This window comes from Microlunatus sp. Gsoil 973, from assembly GCF_009707365.1.
Lineage (GTDB): Bacteria > Actinomycetota > Actinomycetes > Propionibacteriales > Propionibacteriaceae > Microlunatus.
In genome coordinates this window covers 391,779-407,884 of the sequence record NZ_CP046122.1, presented here as the reverse complement: position 1 = coordinate 407,884, position 16,106 = coordinate 391,779, and the positions used below count along the sequence as shown (strand labels likewise).

Below are 16,106 nucleotides of genomic sequence, written 5' to 3'. Positions count from 1 at the left end.
TCTGAAGCCCTGGTTGGCACTCTCAAGTCCTGAGTGCCAGTCTAGCTGTATGAGCGAAACCCGTGAGTGGGTCGTCGGCGAGTGGCAAGAGGTGGCCGACGGCGTTTTTCGCCTGGTCGCGCAGCCGGCATCGGTGAACATCGGTCTGGTGGTCGGCCCGGAAGCGGCGCTGCTAATCGACACCGGCTCGAGTCCGGCCCAGGGCGCCCGGATCCGTGATGCGGTGGCGCGGCTCACCGACAGACCGCTGGCCACGGTGGTGGTCACCCACGACCACTTCGATCACGCCTTCGGACTTGGTGGGTTCGCCGGAGTGCGGACTGTGGGCCACGAATCGCTGGCCGAGACGTTGTCCGCCCCTGAGGTTGCCGACGGGGCACGGGAGTTGGGCTTCGACCCCGACCTGCTGGCCGTCCCCGAGACCCTGATCGCGGTCGCCGATGCCGTGGAGTTGGGCGCCGGACGGGTTGCCGAGGTGGCCCATCTGGGTGTCGGACACAGCCACGGCGACCTGATCGTCAACATCGCCGATCCCGGCGCGGACGGCTTCCCGGGCGTGATCTTCGCCGGCGACCTGATCGAATCTGCCGGCCCGCCCTATTTCGGTCCGGATTCCTCGGTCGACGAGTGGTCCTGGACGCTGGACCGGCTCTACAACCTGGCTCGTCCGGGGGTGATCATCGTCCCCGGTCACGGCGATCCGGTCGACCGCGAGTTGGTTCGCGAGCAGCGGGACGCTGTCGATGCCGTCCGGGTTGAGTTCGAGCGACTGCAGGCCGAGGGCGTACCGGAGGACGAGGCACTCGCCCGGGGAAACTGGCCGTTCCCGGCGCAACACATCGCCGGCGTGGTCGGCGCCGCCTATGCCGAGCTCCGTGCTCGGGCCGAGCGGCAGCCCGGCGCCGGCGATCGGCCAACGCTGCCGTTGGCCTGACCCGGCGCGGTTCGCCGACCCCGGGGCGTTCACGGCTCGAGATCGGTCACGCCCCGACCGCTGGCCACGTCGAACGGCACCGAGGCCTGATCGTGGACGATCAGCCAGTCGCCGTCGATCCGGCGGAAGCAGAACGTCGCCCGGACCCACATTCCTGCGGTGGTCACCCCGTTGGCCAGCGTGCCGGACAGCCGGCCGAAGCCGTGGCCGAAGGCGATATCGTCGCCGACGACGATGCGAAGATCGCGGACCTCGTAGTCCAGTGACGCGAAGGCCGCGAACGCCCGCTCCCAGTTCCTCAGTTTCGCGGCTATCCCGACGTGCTGCAGCGGTGGCTCGACGTCGAAGGACACCACGTCCGGGGCGTAGACCTGCCGCAGCCCGTCGAGGTCCTTGGCCCGGAGGTGATCGATCATGATGTGGAGCTGGTGCCGGATCGCCGTTTCCTCGTCGACCTGCTCGACCAGCTTGGGTTCGGTCATGGTCCTCACGTCCTTCTCCTGGTTCGTGTCGACGGTTCGGACCGCCGGCTTGCTACTGCTTCACCGGTAACGACGACGCTCCCCCGCCGAACGTGACGACTTATGCGACCTCAGTGACTGCTGTGCCTAAAGTGACCGTTGTGAATCGATATTCCCGGGACGTACTGGCATCGGGTTGGCGGCAGGCACATCTGACCAAGAGCGAGGATCTGATCCTCGAGGTCGGCACCGTGGTCGAGGATGCGAAGACCGGCTGGTGCGGGGCCGTCGTCCGCTGGGAGAACGGGCTGGTCGTGCTCGAGGACCGCAACAACAAGCGCCGCAGTTTCCCGGTGGGGCCGGGGTTCCTCTTCGACGGTCGGCCGGTGGCGTTGAAGCTGCCGCCCCGCGGACCGCAGCGTGCGGCGGCGGATCCGGGTCCGATGGGATCCGGTGTCGGACGGACGGCGTCCGGCTCCGTGGCCGGCCCGGCCGAGCGGGCCAGGACGGCGCTGCCCAGCCGTATCTACGTCGAAGGCAGGCACGACGCCGAACTCGTCGAGAAGGTCTGGGGCGATGACCTTCGGCACGAGGGCGTTGTCGTGGAGTATCTCGGCGGCGTCGATGACCTTCCGGCGATCGTCGCCGAGTTCACGCCGACCAAGGGTCGCCGGCTGGGTGTCCTGGTTGATCATCTGGTCCCGGGCAGCAAGGAATCCCGGATCGTCGACCAGGTGGCGGCCGGGACGGGTGGCGGGTTCGTGCTGGTCACCGGGCATCCCTACATCGACATCTGGCAGGCGGTGAAACCGCAGCGGGTGGGTTTGGAGGCCTGGCCGCAGATCCCGCGGTCGGTCGAATGGAAGAAGGGCGTCTGCGCGGCCCTCGGCTGGCCCCACGAGACCCAGGCCGACATCGCCGCCGCCTGGCAGCGGATCCTCCGCCAGGTACGCGGCTGGTCCGATCTCGAGCGCGAGCTCTTGACCCAGGTGGAAGTGCTGATCGACTTCGTCACCCAGGACCATCTGGCCAGGGACTGATCCGCGGCTCCGGGCGCCGCTCGGCTCCGGCGGCGTCAGTCGAGCAGGTCGCGGACCACGCCGTCGGCCAGCAACCGCCCGGCCGGGGTCAGCACGAGTTGATCACGGTCGGTGTCCACCAGGCCGCGGGCGTGCAGTCCGGGCAGCCGCGACCGTTCCCGGTCGGTGAGCACCCCGGGATCCAGCCCGGTGTCCAGCCGCAGTTCCAACAGCACCCGTTCGACCCGTTGCTGATCGGCGGTCAGGATCTCCCTGGCCTGGGCCGGGGAGGCTCCTCGGCCGAGTCGGGCTGCGTAGCCGGCCGGGTGCTTGACGTTCCACCAGCGGACCCCGCCCACGTGACTGTGCGCTCCTGGTCCGGCGCCCCACCAGTTGGCGCCGTGCCAGTAAGCGAGGTTGTGTCGGCAGCGACCGGCCGGATCGGTGGACCAGTTGCTGATCTCGTAGTTGCGGTAGCCGGCCGCCGAGAGCAACTCCTCGGCGAGCTCGTACTTGTCGGCGAGATCGTCCTCGTCGGTCATCGGCAGTTCGCCGCGGCGGATCCGGGCGGCCAACCGGGTGCCGGGTTCGACGATCAGCGAGTAGGCGCTGATGTGATCGGGCTCGGCGGCGATCGCCGCCACCAGGCTGGCCCGCCAGTCCTCGAGACTCTCCCCAGGGGTTCCGTAGATCAGATCGAGGCTGGTGTGGGCGAAACCGGCCTGCTTCGCCTCGGCCACCGCCTCTTGCGGCCGACCCGGTGTGTGCACCCGATCGAGGACCCGGAGGACGTGCGGCCGGACCGACTGCATGCCGAAGGAGATCCGGGTGAAGCCGTGATCGACGAGCCGGCGCAGCCCGGTCGGGTCGATCGACTCCGGGTTGGATTCGGTGGTGACCTCGGCATCGGCTGCCAGACCGAACCGGTCCCGGATCGCAGCGAGCATCCGGCCCAGGTCGTCTGCCGGCAGCAGGGTCGGCGTGCCGCCGCCGACGAATACCGTGCTGACCTGCGGCACCTGATCACCGAGCACCCGTCGGGCCAGATCGAGTTCGGCGACCACGGCGTCGGGATATCCGGCCCGACTGGCGCCCGGGGCGTCCCCGAGCTCGGTCGCGGTGTAGGTGTTGAAGTCGCAGTAGCCGCAGCGCGTGGTGCAGAACGGAACGTGCAGGTAGATGCTCAACGGCGTCCGGGGTACCGAAGCCAGCGCCGCCGCCGGAAGCTCTCCGTTCGGCGGCACCGGGTCACCGTCGGGCAGGGTGGAAGGCACCCGTCGAGATTAGTCCGCGCGACGAGCACCGCCGGAGGGCGTCACAGAATCCGGGTCAGGGTATCCGGATCGGCAACTCGATGCCGTCCAGCGCGCGGCGGCAGCTGCAGGCGGCCGTCTCGTCGCTCTCCGGGTCGGGAAGCGCGGCGATCACGTCCAGCAGCAAGCCCTTGAGCCGGCCGATGTTGGCACCGAACTGGCGGACCACCTCGGCGTGCGACACGGCCTCGCCGCCTTCGATGCCGGCATCGTGATCGGTGACCAGGCAGACCGTTGAGTAGCACATCGCCAGTTCCCGGGCGATGCTCGACTCCGGGACCCCGGTCATGCCGACCACCGACCACCCTGCCGCGGCGTGCCACTGGGATTCGGCGCGGGTGGAGAATCGCGGTCCGTTGATGACCACCAGCGTGCCGCCGTCGACCAGCTCACCGGTCCCTGCGGTCGCACTGTTCAGGAACGCCTTGCGGCCGCGCGGGCAGTACGGGTCGGCGAATCCGATGTGCACGACCGGGCCCTCGACGTCGTAGACGGTGTGCTTGCGCCCCCACGTGCGGTCCACGACCTGGTCCGGCACGACGAAGGTGCCCGGGCCGAGTTCGGGTCTCAGCGAGCCGACGGCGCACGGACCCAGCACCTGGCGTACGCCCAGCGCACGCAACGCCCAGAGGTTGGCCCGATAGTTGACCATATGCGGCGGATACTGGTGGTTCAGGCCGTGCCGCGGCAGGAACGCGACCCGCCGGCCGTTCACGTCGCCGATCGAGATCGGTGCACTGGGCTTGCCGAACGGCGTATCGACGTCGACGGTCTCCGGATCGGCGAGGAACGAGTAGAACCCCGTGCCGCCGATGATGCCGATATCCGGCGCGGTCGCGGTTGACGGGAGGGTGGTGGCTGCATCTGACACGAGTGGGACCTTACGACCAGAGAACCGGGTTTGTCAGCCCGGGGCTGCCGGAGTCGCCGCTTCTGCGTCGGTGGCCTGCTCCCCGACCTCTGTTGGCCTGTGCCGCGGACGGCGCGGCCGTTGCGGTTGCTTCTTGCTCTGGAACGAGGCGGAGTTGATCAAGAACCCGAACCAGGACGCCCGTTCGGAATGGTCGACCAGGATGCACTTGACGAACAGCGTGGCCGGCACCGCCAGCAAGGCGCCGAGGACGCCGAGGATCGACGACCAGAAGATCAACGAGACGAAAGCCACCGATGCGTTGATCCCCGCCGCGTCGCCGACGAACCGTGGCTGGATCAGTGTCTGGATGACGAAATTGATCACCACGTACGCGATCACCACGGCCAGCGCATGCCAGGGACCCTTCTCCAGCAGAGCGATCAGGGCGGGCGGGATCAGGCCGATGATGAAGCCGATGTTGGGGATGTAGTTGGTGACGAAGGCCAGGATGCCCCAGGTCACCGCCAGCGGAACGCCGATGATGTAGAGGGCGACGACGTCGACCGATGCGACGATCAGCCCGAACACCGTGGTCACGATCCAGTACTGGCGGACCCGGCCGGCGAAGTCGGCGAACGCGGCGGCGACGTTGGGACGCATGCGGCGGACGCGACGCAGCCGTTTGCTGGCGCTGGCCGCGTCGAAGGTGAAGAAGATCGCGGTGAGCGCGATCAGACCGCCGAGGGAGAACCCGGAGCTGACCCCGGACAGCAGCCGCTGGGCAGCATCGGTGACCCGGCCGACATCGATCTTGCTGAGCAGGTTGCGCCAGTCGCTGGTGTTGATGCCGAGCTTCTTGGCGGTGTCCAGGCCGTAGTCGTACATGTTCTGGAACGCTGCGGCGTACCGGGGCAGTTCCTGGACCAGCTGGGTGACCGACAACGCGACCGCGCCGAGGATCATCAGCATCATCAGGAAGATCAGCAGCAGGACGACCACGCTGGCGATCCAACCGGGCACCCGGCGCTTGATCAGGAAATTGCGCACCGGCTGGAAGGTGATCACCAGGGTGATCACCAGGAATGCGGGTCCGATCATGTTCGAGACCTCGCGCAGCCCCGCGCAGAGGACGACGAATCCGGCAGCGACGACCACACCCCACAGCGGCAGTCCGAGCGGCCTGCCGGGTGATCCCGTCTGCTGAGCAGGGCGGGCAGGGGGGCGGCCCGGTCGGCACGGTTGTCATGATCAGACGATATCGGTCGGGGTATCTGTCCCGGTGTTCAACAGGCGGGACGCTCCGGCCGGGTCAGAGCGGCGGCGTACCGTTCAACTGACCAGTTTATTTTCCACGTCCCCTCCAGGAGTGCTGATGACTGCCAGCGACGCCGAGCGTCCCAAGGTCGACTTCTACTTCGATCCGATCTGCCCGTTCGCCTGGATCTCTTCACGGTGGATCCTCGAGGTGGAGAAACAACGAGACATCGACCTGCGTTTCCGGGTGATGAGTCTCGCGGTGCTCAATTCTGGCCGCGACCTCAATCCGGACTACGCCAAGGGCATGGTGCCGGCCTGGCGGCCGGTCCGGGTGGCGATGGCGGCGGTCGAGGCCAAGGGTGAGCCGATCCTCCGTGAGCTCTACACCGCGATGGGGACCCGGATCCACAACCTCGGCTACAAGAAGGACAAGGGCGACGAGCGGTACGACCTGGTGATCAAGGAGTCCCTGGACGAGGTCGGACTGCCCGCCGAACTGGCCGACGCCGCGGACGGCACCGACTACGACGAGGCCCTCAAGAAGATGCACCACGAAGGCATGGACCCGGTGGGCGACGATGTCGGCACGCCGACGATCCACGTCAACGGTGTGGCCTTCTTCGGCCCGGTGCTGAACGCGATCCCGCGGGGCGAGGAGGCCCTCAGGATGTTCGACGGCGCGGTCATGCTGGCCGACAACCCGCACTTCTTCGAACTGAAGCGGACGCGTACCGGAGGTCTCGACTTCAACTGACGCCGGCGACCCGCCGCGACGTGGGCGAGGAGCAGCTACCGGCGGATGTGCTGCAGCAGTCGCCGAGCCCGGCCGGTGATCGGCCGCCGCCGGCCGAGGCTCGAGTGACGCACCGCCTCCCGGGTGGCCTCGATCTCAGCGGGGGTCGGGGCGGACGTCTCGGCAGTCGGTGCCGGGCCGGCCTCCCGCCACTCGGGCCAGTCGTCGCCCCAGGCGAACGGGCCGGCGTCGATCCCGGTCCTGACCCACCCGTGATCGGCCAGCGCCCGGGCGGCCGCCGGAGTGAGCTGCACACCGCGGCCGGGATGCCGATGGTTGAGCAGCTCCACCAGCCGCTGCCGGTCGGCGGCGGACCACTGAGCGAGGTCGAACTCCGGCCCGATCCGCCGCAACACCTCAACTGCGGTTGCACTCAGTCCCGGACGGGACAGCCGCACCGGCGGCGGCCAGTCCGCCGTCTCGGCCGGTGGAAGACCGCAGGCCGCGAGAAAGCGGTGCGGCATCGCTGCCGGGTTGCTCTTGTCGCTTTCCAGGTAGGGGATCAGTCGGAGGTCGCCGAACGCTGACGCCCACCGGCCGGACAGGGTCTGATGATCAAGGAGATGGGCGCGGCGTTCGACGAACGCCGGACCGAGGCTGATCGCCCGGCCACTGCGCACCGCCTCGGCGTAGGAGCTCGGCAGCCAGTAGTCCGCGCGCCGCAACACACCGATGATCATCGGCGAGAACCCCAGGCCGGTGAGGAATCCGGCCAGCTCTGCGATCTCCGCCCGGGTGCGCAACATGCCCGACAGATGCTCGCTGGAGATGATCACATCGTGATCATCGCCATCCGTGCGGTCGGTGAGCCGGCCCGCGATCCGATCCCGCAGCGCGCGCCGGTCCCGTTCCGAACCCATCCCGTAGGCGGCAGCGATCGCGTTGTCCCGATGGGAGAACGCGACAGCGAGTTCGGTGGCATTCGACCCGCGTGACCCGGGCAGCCAGCGGAACCCGCCGGCGGCCAGCCGTCCGGAGTTGTCGGCCAGGTAGGCCTGGATCGCGCTCGAGCCGCTCTTCGGCAGGCCGATGTGCAGCAGCAGACGGGACGTCACGGCGCTGCTACTTCTTGGCGTCCTTCGTCGGCTCGGTGGTCGCCAGCGCCGCGACGAAGGCCTCCTGCGGCACCTCGACCCGGCCGACCATCTTCATCCGCTTCTTGCCCTCTTTCTGCTTCTCCAGCAGCTTGCGCTTACGGGTGATGTCGCCGCCGTAGCACTTGGAGAGCACGTCCTTGCGCATCGCGCGGATGGTCTCCCGTGCGATAACCCGCGACCCGATCGCCGCCTGGATCGGCACCTCGAACTGCTGCCGCGGGATGAGTTCCTTGAGCTTGCCGGCCATCTCCACGCCGTAGCTGTACGCCTTGTCCCGGTGCACGATCGCGGAGAACGCGTCGACCGGCTCGCCGTGCAGCAGGATGTCGACCTTGACCAGGTCGGCCCGCTGTTCCCCGGAGGGTTCGTAGTCGAGGCTGGCGAAGCCCTTGGTACGGGACTTCAACGCGTCGAAGAAGTCGAAGACGATCTCGGCCAGCGGCAGCGTGTAGCGGATCTCCACCCGGTCGGCGGACAGGTAGTCCATACCCAACTGCATCCCGCGGCGCGCCTGGCACAGTTCCATGATCGTTCCGATGTACTCCGCCGGGCTCAGGATGGTCGCCCGGACGACCGGCTCGTACACCTCGGCGACCTTGCCGTCGGTCGGGAACTCCGACGGATTGGTGACCGTGTGCTCGGCACCGTTCTCCATCACCACCCGGTAGACGACGCTCGGTGCAGTGGAGATCAGGTCAAGATCGAATTCCCGTTCCAGCCGTTCCCGGACGATCTCCATGTGCAGCAGGCCGAGGAACCCCGCACGAAAGCCGAATCCCAACGCGCCCGAGGTTTCCGGCTCGTAGGCCAGCGCCGCATCGTTGAGTTGCAGCTTGTCCAGCGCCTCGCGCAACTCCGGGTAGTCAGCGCCGTCGATCGGATACAGACCCGCGTACACCATCGGATTGGGATGCCGGTAGCCGGCCAGGGCGTCGGAGGCCGGCCGCGCCTGCAGGGTGACCGTGTCGCCGACCCGGGATTGCCGGACGTCCTTCACACCGGTGATCAGGTAGCCCACCTCGCCGACGGACAGCGATTCGGTGCGGGTCGGTTCGGGCGAGATCACCCCGACCTCCAACACCTCGTGGGCAGCCTTGGTGGACATCATCAGAATGCGGTCACGGTGGCTGATCCGGCCGTCGACGACCCGGACGTAGGTGACCACCCCGCGGTAGGTGTCGTAGACCGAGTCGAAGATCAACGCCCGGGCCCGCTCGTCCTTCTGCCCGATCGGTGCCGGCGTCTGGGCGACGATCTGGTCGAGCAGTTCGGGTACGCCCTCACCGGTCTTGGCCGAGACGCGCAGCACCTCCGACGGATCGCCGCCGATGATCCCGGCCAGCTCTTCGGCGTACTTCTCCGGCTCGGCGCCGGGCAGGTCGATCTTGTTCAGCACAGGAATGATGTGCAGGTCGGCGTCCAGCGCCAGATACAGGTTGGCCAAGGTCTGGGCTTCGATCCCCTGGGCGGCGTCGACCAGCAGGACCGCCGCCTCGCAGGCCTCGAGCGAACGCGACACCTCGTAGGTGAAGTCGACATGCCCGGGCGTGTCGATCATGTTCAGCACGAAGGTCTGGTTCGACACCGTCCAGGGCATCCGAACCGCCTGGGACTTGATGGTGATGCCCCGCTCGCGTTCGATGTCCATCCGGTCCAGGTACTGCGACCGCATCGCACGCTCGTCGACCACACCGGTCAGCTGCAACATCCGATCGGCCAGGGTGGATTTGCCGTGGTCGATGTGGGCGATGATGCAGAAGTTCCGGATGATCGCGGCGTCGGTCCGGCCCGGTTGCGGTGCCGACCCGAGGCGGTGAGCGGCTGCGGAGGTCACTGAGGCGGCGTCCGTTCCTGGTCGTTGGCAGTCGATGGGTAAGACAACCCATCATCCCACGCCCGCTGCCACGACCGAATTTCCGCGCGTCCGGCAGAAATCCGGTTGCGGCACGCGAACAGCTCCGGCGACGATGTGGCCATGAGGTGGACCTACCATGGCCGCGGAGCTGCGGGAGCTGCGTCAGGTCGGCGCGGCGCATCCCGACGTCCGCAGAGCACTACTGACCGGCCGGGGCGCTGAAACCGGGACGCTGCTGATCTCGGGGCTGTGGGCACATCGCGCAGTCCTGGATTCCCACGTCGCTGTCGACGCCTTCTTCTGTACGCCTGAGCTGCTGTACTCCGACGAGGGCCGGGAGCTGGCCCGGATGATGCTCGCCCGGGCTCCGGTTGCACACCGCGTGTCGGCAAGGACGATGGCACGACTCTCCGACCGTCGTCGGGAGGCCGACGCGATGGCGTCGGTGATCCGACTGCCGCAGTGGAACGCCGACCGGGTTCAGTTGCCCGCCGACGCGCTGGTCGTGGTCGCCGACGGCCTGGAGAGTCCCGGCAACCTCGGGACGGTGATCCGGACGATGGACGCCTCCGGTGCCGATCTGTTGATCATGACCGGGGTACGCACCCGGGTTACCGGTCACGCCGTCTTCAAGGGCAGCCGCGGCCGCAACCTGACCGTCCCGCACGTCGTCATCGAGTCACCTGCCGAAGCCGTCGAGTGGCTGGCCGGACGGTCGATCATGATCAGGGTCGCCGATGCCGGAGGCGGCCGCAGCTACACCGCGGCGGACTGGTCCGGGGCGACCGCGATCGTCCTGGGCAACGAGCACTCGGGCCCGTCGGCGGTCTGGGGCGGATTCGAACGGGTCAAGATCCCCATGCTCGGTCGAGCGGATTCGCTCAACGTCGCCGTCTCGGCTGGCGTTCTGCTCTACCAGGCGCGGGCACAGCGGGATGGCTGGGGAGTGTGAGGCGGCCGGCACCGATTTCGGCTCGGCCGATGCGGCGTCGTCTGCGAAGCGCAATTTGGACGGGCTGACGTCCACTGTTAGAGTTGCTCGTCGCGTCCGGTGTCAGCGGGCGCACCTGCATCAACCAATCTTTCGAGACCAACCTTTCGAGACATTAGAGGCTTGCCCCGTGGCGAACATCAAGTCCCAGATGAAGCGGATCAAGACGAACGAGGTCGCGCGTCAGCGCAACAAGGCCGTCAAGTCGTCGCTGCGCACTGCCGTGCGCCGGTTCCGCGAGGCCGCCGAGGGCGGCGACGCCGAGAAGGCTCAGGCCGCCGCGCGGCACGCGACCCGGCAGCTTGACAGGGCCGCGTCCAAGGGCGTGATCCACAAGAACCAGGCAGCGAACCGCAAGTCGGCCATCGCCGCCCACGCCGCCAAGCTCGGCTGAGCAGCACCCGCGTCAAAGGAAAGTCCCGGTCCCCTCTGGTGGGCCGGGATTTTCTGCGTTCGGCTGCTGCGGGTCAGCGGGTTCGGGATTGCGTCACGGCGAGGACCACCCGCTCCAGGGCGTACTCGGCGTCGTCGGCCGCACCCTTGATCTCTGCGTCGGCCGTCGCGACGGCGCGCAGGGCATGGGCCAGGCCACGCTCATCCCAACCGCGGGCCTGCGACCGCATGGTCTTCAGCTTCCAGGGTGGTACGCCGATCTCGCGCGCCAGGTCGGCGTCGCGCATCCCGCCACCGGCCGCGGACACGTACTTCCCCAGCCCCCGCAGCCCGGACGCCAGGGCGCTGGTCACCAGTACCGGCGCCACGCCGGTCGACAGCGCCCAGCGCAGTTGTTCCATGGCCTGACCGGCTCGGCCGGCCAGGGCGGCGTCGGCCACTGCGAAGCTGGTCACCTCGGCACGGCCGCCGAAATACCGGTGCACCAGCGTCCGCGGGATCTCCCGTTGGTCGCTGTCCGAGGCGAGCTGGGCGACGGCTGAAGCCAACGACCGCAGGTCGTGTCCGACCGCGTCGACGACCGCCTGGGCGGTCTCGGAGTCCATCGACGCACCCACTCGCTTGGCCTCGGCGGCCACCAGCTTGGGCAGGTCCCAGGTCTTGGGTGTCGGGCAGTCGATCGTCTCGACCCGGGCCTTCTTGAGTCTGTCCATCAGTGCCTTGCCCTTGACGCCACCGGGATGGACCAGGACCAGGCCGACGTCATCCAGTGGCTTGTCGACGACGCTGAGAATCGCGGTCTGCACGTCGGCAGGGGTCGATCCGAGGTCACGGATCACCGCCATCCGATGGCTGGAGAACAGTGATCCGCCGGTGATCTCGGCGAACGTTCCCGGGTCGAGCTCTCCGCCGTCCACCTGGGCGATCTCCACGTCTGGGTCCTGGCTGCGTGCCGCATCCAATCGCTCGGCCACGGCCCGGTCCGCGAGCAGGGATTCAGGCCCACTGATCAGCACCACATGTCCGTAGGTCTTCACCGCCCGAGCCATGGGCCCATCCTTTCATCACCCGCCCACAGCGCGAGGCGCCGACGGTTACAGCAGTTGGCGGCGGTTGGTGCTGGCGAGGTCGAGCAACTCGTCGCCGCGGCCGGACAGCACGGTGCGGATCGCGTAGAGGGTGAACCCCTTGAGCTGTTCGGCGGTGATCGCCGGCGGGATGGTGAGTTCCTGCCGTTCCGTCACAACGTCGATCAGCACCGGTCCGTCGTGACCGAACGCCTCCTTCAAGGCCGGTTTCAGCTCCTTGGGACTGGTGACCTTGACACCGCGAATCCCCACTGCCTCGGCAACCGTGGCGAAATCGGGATTGTCCAGCCCTGTCCCGTAGGTGACGAAGCCGGTCGCCTTCATTTCGAGTTCGACGAAGTTCAGTGACGAATTGTTGAACACGATGATCTTGACGGGCAGCTTGTGCTGGGCGACGGTGATCAACTCGCCCAACATCATGGCGAGCCCCCCGTCTCCGGACAGCGCGACGACCTGCCGCGACCGGTCGACCGACTGGACGCCGATCGCCTGCGGCAGGGCGTTGGCCATCGTCCCGTGGTTGAACGAGCCGATCAGTCGTCGCCTGCCGTTCATGGTCAGATACCGGGCCGCCCAGACGACCGGCGAGCCGACATCGGGGATGAAGACCGCGTCGTCGGCGGCCAGTTCGTCGACCATCCGTGCGACGTACTGGGGGTGCAGCGGGCTGCGTCCGTGATCATCGGTGGCCAGGTCATCGAGCTTCTTCCGGCTCCGGCGGTAGTGGTCTGTTGCGCTGGTCAGGTGTTTCCGGTTGCGGTGTCGGTTCAGCCGCGGCAGCAGTGCCTGCAGGGTGTCCCTCGTGTCGCCCACCAGACCGACATCGAGTTGGGCCCGCCTGCCCAGCTGATCACCACGGATGTCGACCTGGATGATCTTGGCCTGTCGCGGGTAGAACTGCTGGTAGGGGAAGTCCGTGCCGAGCATCAACAGGGTGTCGCTGTCCTCCATCGCCCGGTAACCCGAGGAGAAGCCGATCAGTCCGGTCATGCCGACGTCGTAGGGGTTGTCGTACTCGACATGTTCCTTGCCGCGCAGCGGGTGGACGATCGGAGCGGCAAGAACCTCGGCGATCTTGATCAACTCCGGGTGGGCTCCGGCGGTGCCGGCGCCGGCGAGGATGGTGATCTTCTCGCCCTGGTTGAGGATCTCGGCGGCTCGGTCCAGCTCGGTCTCGGACGGCACGACGGTCGGTGAGGTGGCGGTGATCGTCGCAACCCGGTCCGAGACGGCCTCGGCCAGCGCGACGTCGCCCGGGATGACGACCACGGCGACGTCGCGGTTCTCGATCGCCGACCGGATGGCCAACTGGAGCACACGGGGCATCTGCTCCGGCCGGGAGACCAGCTCGGCGTAGCTGCTGCAGTCGTCGAACAACTCCTGCGGGTGGGTCTCCTGGAAGTAGTTGCTGCCGATCTCGTCACTCGGGATCTGGGCTGCGATGGCCAGCACCGGCACCCGGCTGCGGTGGGCCTCGTACAGGCCGTTGATCAGGTGCAGGTTGCCCGGCCCGCAGCTGCCGGCGCACACCGCCAGCTCGCCGGTCACCGCCGCCTCGCCGGCGGCCGCGAATGCCGCGGCCTCCTCGTGACGGACCAGCGTCCAGTCGATGCTGCCGTCCTTGCGCAGCGCGTCGGTGAGGCCGTTGAGCGAGTCGCCGGGAATCCCGTAGATCCGCTGGACACCGTTGGCGGCCAGGTGGGCGACGATGTTCTCTGCGACGGTTGTCATGTCGAGGGTTGCTCCTTGGTGGGTACGGCGAACTGGGTGGCTGCCGCGGCCATGTCGTCCTGGCCGTGACCGGCTGCACCGGCCTGGGTGAAGATGCGGCGCACCGTCTCGATGAGGTCGGTCCGGATCCCGGTCGCGGTCGCCAGGTCCTTGATCAGGCCGAGGTCCTTGATCACGCCGTCGACCGGGAAGGACGGCGGCTGGAAGGATGAATCGATCATCAACGGACCCTTGACCTGGGCGTAGGCCGAGTCGACCGCGGTGTCCTTGATGGCTTCACCGAAGAGCCGTGGATCGAGACCGGCCGCCTCGGCCAGGCCGATCGATTGCGCGATCCCGGCGGTGAGCAATCCGATCCAGGCGTTGCAGACCAGCTTCAGCGCGCTCGCTTGACCCGGCCGGTCCCCGGCGACGGTGATCCGGGCCGAGATCGCCTCCAGCACGGGCCGGACCCTGTCGATGACGGCCGAGTCTCCGGAGACCAACGTCGACAGTCGGCCGGCCTCGGCCGGAGCCTTGGTGCCGACCACCGGAGCATCGAGATTGGCGATACCGGCCGCGTCGGCCCGTCTGCCGAAATCAGCCGCCGCGTCCGGTCCGATCGTCGAAGCCTGCAGCCATACCGCCGCGGGATCCATGGCCGGGAGCATCGCTGTGGCAACCGCGTCCACCGCTGCAGCGTCGTACACGATGGTGATCACCGCGTCCACGCCGTCGACCGCGGCCTCGATCGTCTCGGCGACGGTTGCCCCGTCCTCGCCGAGTGGCCTGGCCCGTTCGGCAGACCGGTTCCACACCCTGACCGGATGCCCCGCTCGCAGCAGCGAATGCGCCATGCCGACGCCCATGATCCCGGTGCCCAGCACTGCAACCTGCATCGATCCAGCCTCCTTGGTGCCCGAACCTTCGAATCCAATAATAGTGTACGCTCTGTTCAGTAATGATTGTGCAGCAGCCCAGTACCCGCCCGCGCGGTGCTCAGCAGCTTGGTCGGCAGCGTGGTCAGCAGCGGCGACGACCCGGGCGCCCACGCAGCGAGCAGGTCCGGACCGCGATCCTGGAAGCGGCCGTGCAGTTGGCGGCCGAGGGCGGTCTGCCCGCGCTGTCGATGTCAGCGATCGCCTCCCGTGCCGGTGTCAGCAGGGTCACCCTGTACAAGTGGTGGCCCTCCCCCGGCGCGATCCTGCTAAACGGGCTGCTGGAACGGTCCAGGGCCGGTATCGAACACCAGCCGGGGCTGTCGGCCCGGGAGGCGCTGGCCGAGCAGATGCGGTCCTTGATCGAGCTGTTCACCGAGGAAGGGCCGACGGCTGCCGCGATCCGGGCGGTCACCGCCGGCGCGGTGTCCGATCCGCAACTGGCCACGGACCTCCGCGAACACTGGCACCGGCCGCGGCGGGACGTCGCAGCCGACATCCTGCGCCGCGGAATGACCAGCGGGGAGATCCGCGATGATCTTGACGTGGAGGCGGCGATCGATCTGCTCTTCGCTCCGATCTATCACCGTCTGTTGATCGGGCACGCGCCACTCGGGCCGCAGCTGGTCGAGGACCTGCTGACGTTGTTCGACGGGTTCACCGCCACGGGCGGCGGTGACCTCGATGCGCCGACCCGTGGCCGCGGACTCGTTGATCGCCAGTGCGATGGCATGATCCTGACTCGCCCGGGCCAATGGGTAGGGCGGCGGGCCGTCCTCGCGGATCCACTCGGCCATCCGGGTCAACAGCGTTGCGATGGCGATGTCCTCGTCGGAGAATCTCTTTCCCTGGTAGGGATTGCGATACCAGACTCGGCCGCCGAGCGACAGGGTGTCGAGATCGAATCCTTCCAGATCGCCGTCGAGTCCGGTCTGTCGTCTGGCCAGCGTCTCGGTGAGCGGGGTTCGCGGGTCGAACAGCCGCGTCAGCCGGTGGTCGACGATCTCGCCGTGACTGCCGCGGACGTTGATCCGGCGCGCCAGCAGCGGATGGAACCATTGATCGTCGGTGAAGTCGTAGACCCCGAGTCGTCCGGCGAAGTTGATCATGGCGACCACCTGCCGGACCGTGCTCGTGCGTTCCTGGTCCGGCCAGCCGTCCCGGCCCAGGCTTTCGGTCACCGGTGATTCGTACGCCTCGGCATTGACCACGACCGGTCCGGGCGGGTCGCCGAGCAGGGCGCGTAACAGTGCGACGGCGTGATACTGCTGGGTCCAGGAGATCTGCGCCGAGGTGACCGAGCCGAGCAGCCCGGCGTCGATCATCACCCGATAGGCCTGCATGATCGGCAGGTACGGGTACTGTTCGGCGACCTGCACGAGGCCGGGATCGGGGAGGTCCTGC

At 68.0% G+C, this 16,106-nt stretch carries 15 protein-coding genes; 6 read left to right on the top strand and 9 right to left on the bottom strand.

From position 1 onward, the window contains the following. The first annotated feature begins 49 nt into the window (after window positions 1-49). Complete coding sequence (locus GJV80_RS01850) at window positions 50-934, top strand: MBL fold metallo-hydrolase (RefSeq protein ID WP_154686457.1); 885 nt, start codon at window positions 50-52, stop codon at window positions 932-934. Between the two features lie 29 nt (window positions 935-963). Here GJV80_RS01850 and GJV80_RS01845 read toward each other — a convergent pair whose 3' ends face one another. Further along, window positions 964-1,416, bottom strand: a complete 453-nt coding sequence (locus tag GJV80_RS01845; RefSeq protein ID WP_154686456.1) for a nuclear transport factor 2 family protein — start codon at window positions 1,414-1,416, stop codon at window positions 964-966. A 131-nt stretch (window positions 1,417-1,547) separates the two neighbouring features. On the opposite strand from GJV80_RS01845, the gene GJV80_RS01840 reads away from it, so the two are divergent. After that, a complete protein-coding gene (locus GJV80_RS01840; protein ID WP_230208029.1) occupies window positions 1,548-2,435 on the top strand; it encodes a DUF3097 domain-containing protein in 888 nt (295 codons plus the stop codon). A 35-nt stretch (window positions 2,436-2,470) separates the two neighbouring features. Here GJV80_RS01840 and hemW read toward each other — a convergent pair whose 3' ends face one another. Genes hemW through GJV80_RS01825 form a run of 3 tightly spaced genes read right to left on the bottom strand, consistent with a single transcriptional unit; the run spans window position 2,471 to window position 5,735 of the window. Beyond that, complete coding sequence (gene hemW, locus GJV80_RS01835) at window positions 2,471-3,688, bottom strand: radical SAM family heme chaperone HemW (protein ID WP_154686454.1); 1,218 nt, start codon at window positions 3,686-3,688, stop codon at window positions 2,471-2,473. A gap of 55 nt (window positions 3,689-3,743) precedes the next feature. Then, window positions 3,744-4,598, bottom strand: coding sequence for an S-methyl-5'-thioadenosine phosphorylase (locus GJV80_RS01830; RefSeq protein WP_154686453.1), 855 nt, complete (start codon window positions 4,596-4,598; stop codon window positions 3,744-3,746). Between the two features lie 33 nt (window positions 4,599-4,631). Continuing rightward, window positions 4,632-5,735: an AI-2E family transporter gene (locus tag GJV80_RS01825; protein ID WP_255455522.1), complete on the bottom strand. Its 1,104-nt coding sequence runs from the start codon at window positions 5,733-5,735 to the stop codon at window positions 4,632-4,634. 217 nt (window positions 5,736-5,952) lie between these two features. On the opposite strand from GJV80_RS01825, the gene GJV80_RS01820 reads away from it, so the two are divergent. Beyond that, complete coding sequence (locus tag GJV80_RS01820) at window positions 5,953-6,591, top strand: DsbA family protein (protein WP_154686451.1); 639 nt, start codon at window positions 5,953-5,955, stop codon at window positions 6,589-6,591. Window positions 6,592-6,626: 35 nt separating this feature from the next. Here GJV80_RS01820 and GJV80_RS01815 read toward each other — a convergent pair whose 3' ends face one another. Further along, window positions 6,627-7,685 carry a hypothetical protein gene (locus GJV80_RS01815; RefSeq protein ID WP_154686450.1) on the bottom strand — a complete coding sequence of 353 codons (1,059 nt, stop codon included), beginning with the start codon at window positions 7,683-7,685 and terminating at the stop codon, window positions 6,627-6,629. 7 nt (window positions 7,686-7,692) lie between these two features. Further along, window positions 7,693-9,561, bottom strand: coding sequence for a translation elongation factor 4 (gene lepA / locus GJV80_RS01810; protein ID WP_195909117.1), 1,869 nt, complete (start codon window positions 9,559-9,561; stop codon window positions 7,693-7,695). Window positions 9,562-9,718: 157 nt separating this feature from the next. On the opposite strand from lepA, the gene GJV80_RS01805 reads away from it, so the two are divergent. Both GJV80_RS01805 and rpsT read left to right on the top strand, forming a co-directional pair. Further along, a complete protein-coding gene (locus tag GJV80_RS01805) occupies window positions 9,719-10,534 on the top strand; it encodes a TrmH family RNA methyltransferase (RefSeq protein ID WP_154686448.1) in 816 nt (271 codons plus the stop codon). A 169-nt stretch (window positions 10,535-10,703) separates the two neighbouring features. After that, window positions 10,704-10,967 (top strand): 30S ribosomal protein S20, encoded by a 264-nt coding sequence (gene rpsT / locus GJV80_RS01800; RefSeq protein ID WP_154686447.1) that lies wholly within the window; start codon window positions 10,704-10,706, stop codon window positions 10,965-10,967. A gap of 73 nt (window positions 10,968-11,040) precedes the next feature. Here the strand turns inward: rpsT and holA are convergent, their stop codons facing one another. From holA to GJV80_RS01785, 3 genes are read right to left on the bottom strand one after another with little or no spacing between them, the layout of a single operon-like run. Further along, a complete protein-coding gene (holA, locus tag GJV80_RS01795; protein WP_154686446.1) occupies window positions 11,041-12,015 on the bottom strand; it encodes a DNA polymerase III subunit delta in 975 nt (324 codons plus the stop codon). 45 nt (window positions 12,016-12,060) lie between these two features. After that, window positions 12,061-13,785 carry a ubiquinone-dependent pyruvate dehydrogenase gene (gene poxB, locus GJV80_RS01790; RefSeq protein ID WP_154686445.1) on the bottom strand — a complete coding sequence of 575 codons (1,725 nt, stop codon included), beginning with the start codon at window positions 13,783-13,785 and terminating at the stop codon, window positions 12,061-12,063. Next, window positions 13,782-14,663 carry an NAD(P)-dependent oxidoreductase gene (locus tag GJV80_RS01785; RefSeq protein WP_154686444.1) on the bottom strand — a complete coding sequence of 294 codons (882 nt, stop codon included), beginning with the start codon at window positions 14,661-14,663 and terminating at the stop codon, window positions 13,782-13,784. Before GJV80_RS01785 ends, poxB begins: the two co-directional genes overlap by 4 nt. Window positions 14,664-14,725: 62 nt before the next feature. Between GJV80_RS01785 and GJV80_RS24855 the strand changes: the two genes are divergently transcribed. Further along, entirely contained in the window at window positions 14,726-15,889 is a 1,164-nt protein-coding gene (locus GJV80_RS24855) for a TetR/AcrR family transcriptional regulator (RefSeq protein ID WP_370518876.1), read from the top strand. Window positions 15,890-16,106 lie beyond the last annotated feature (217 nt).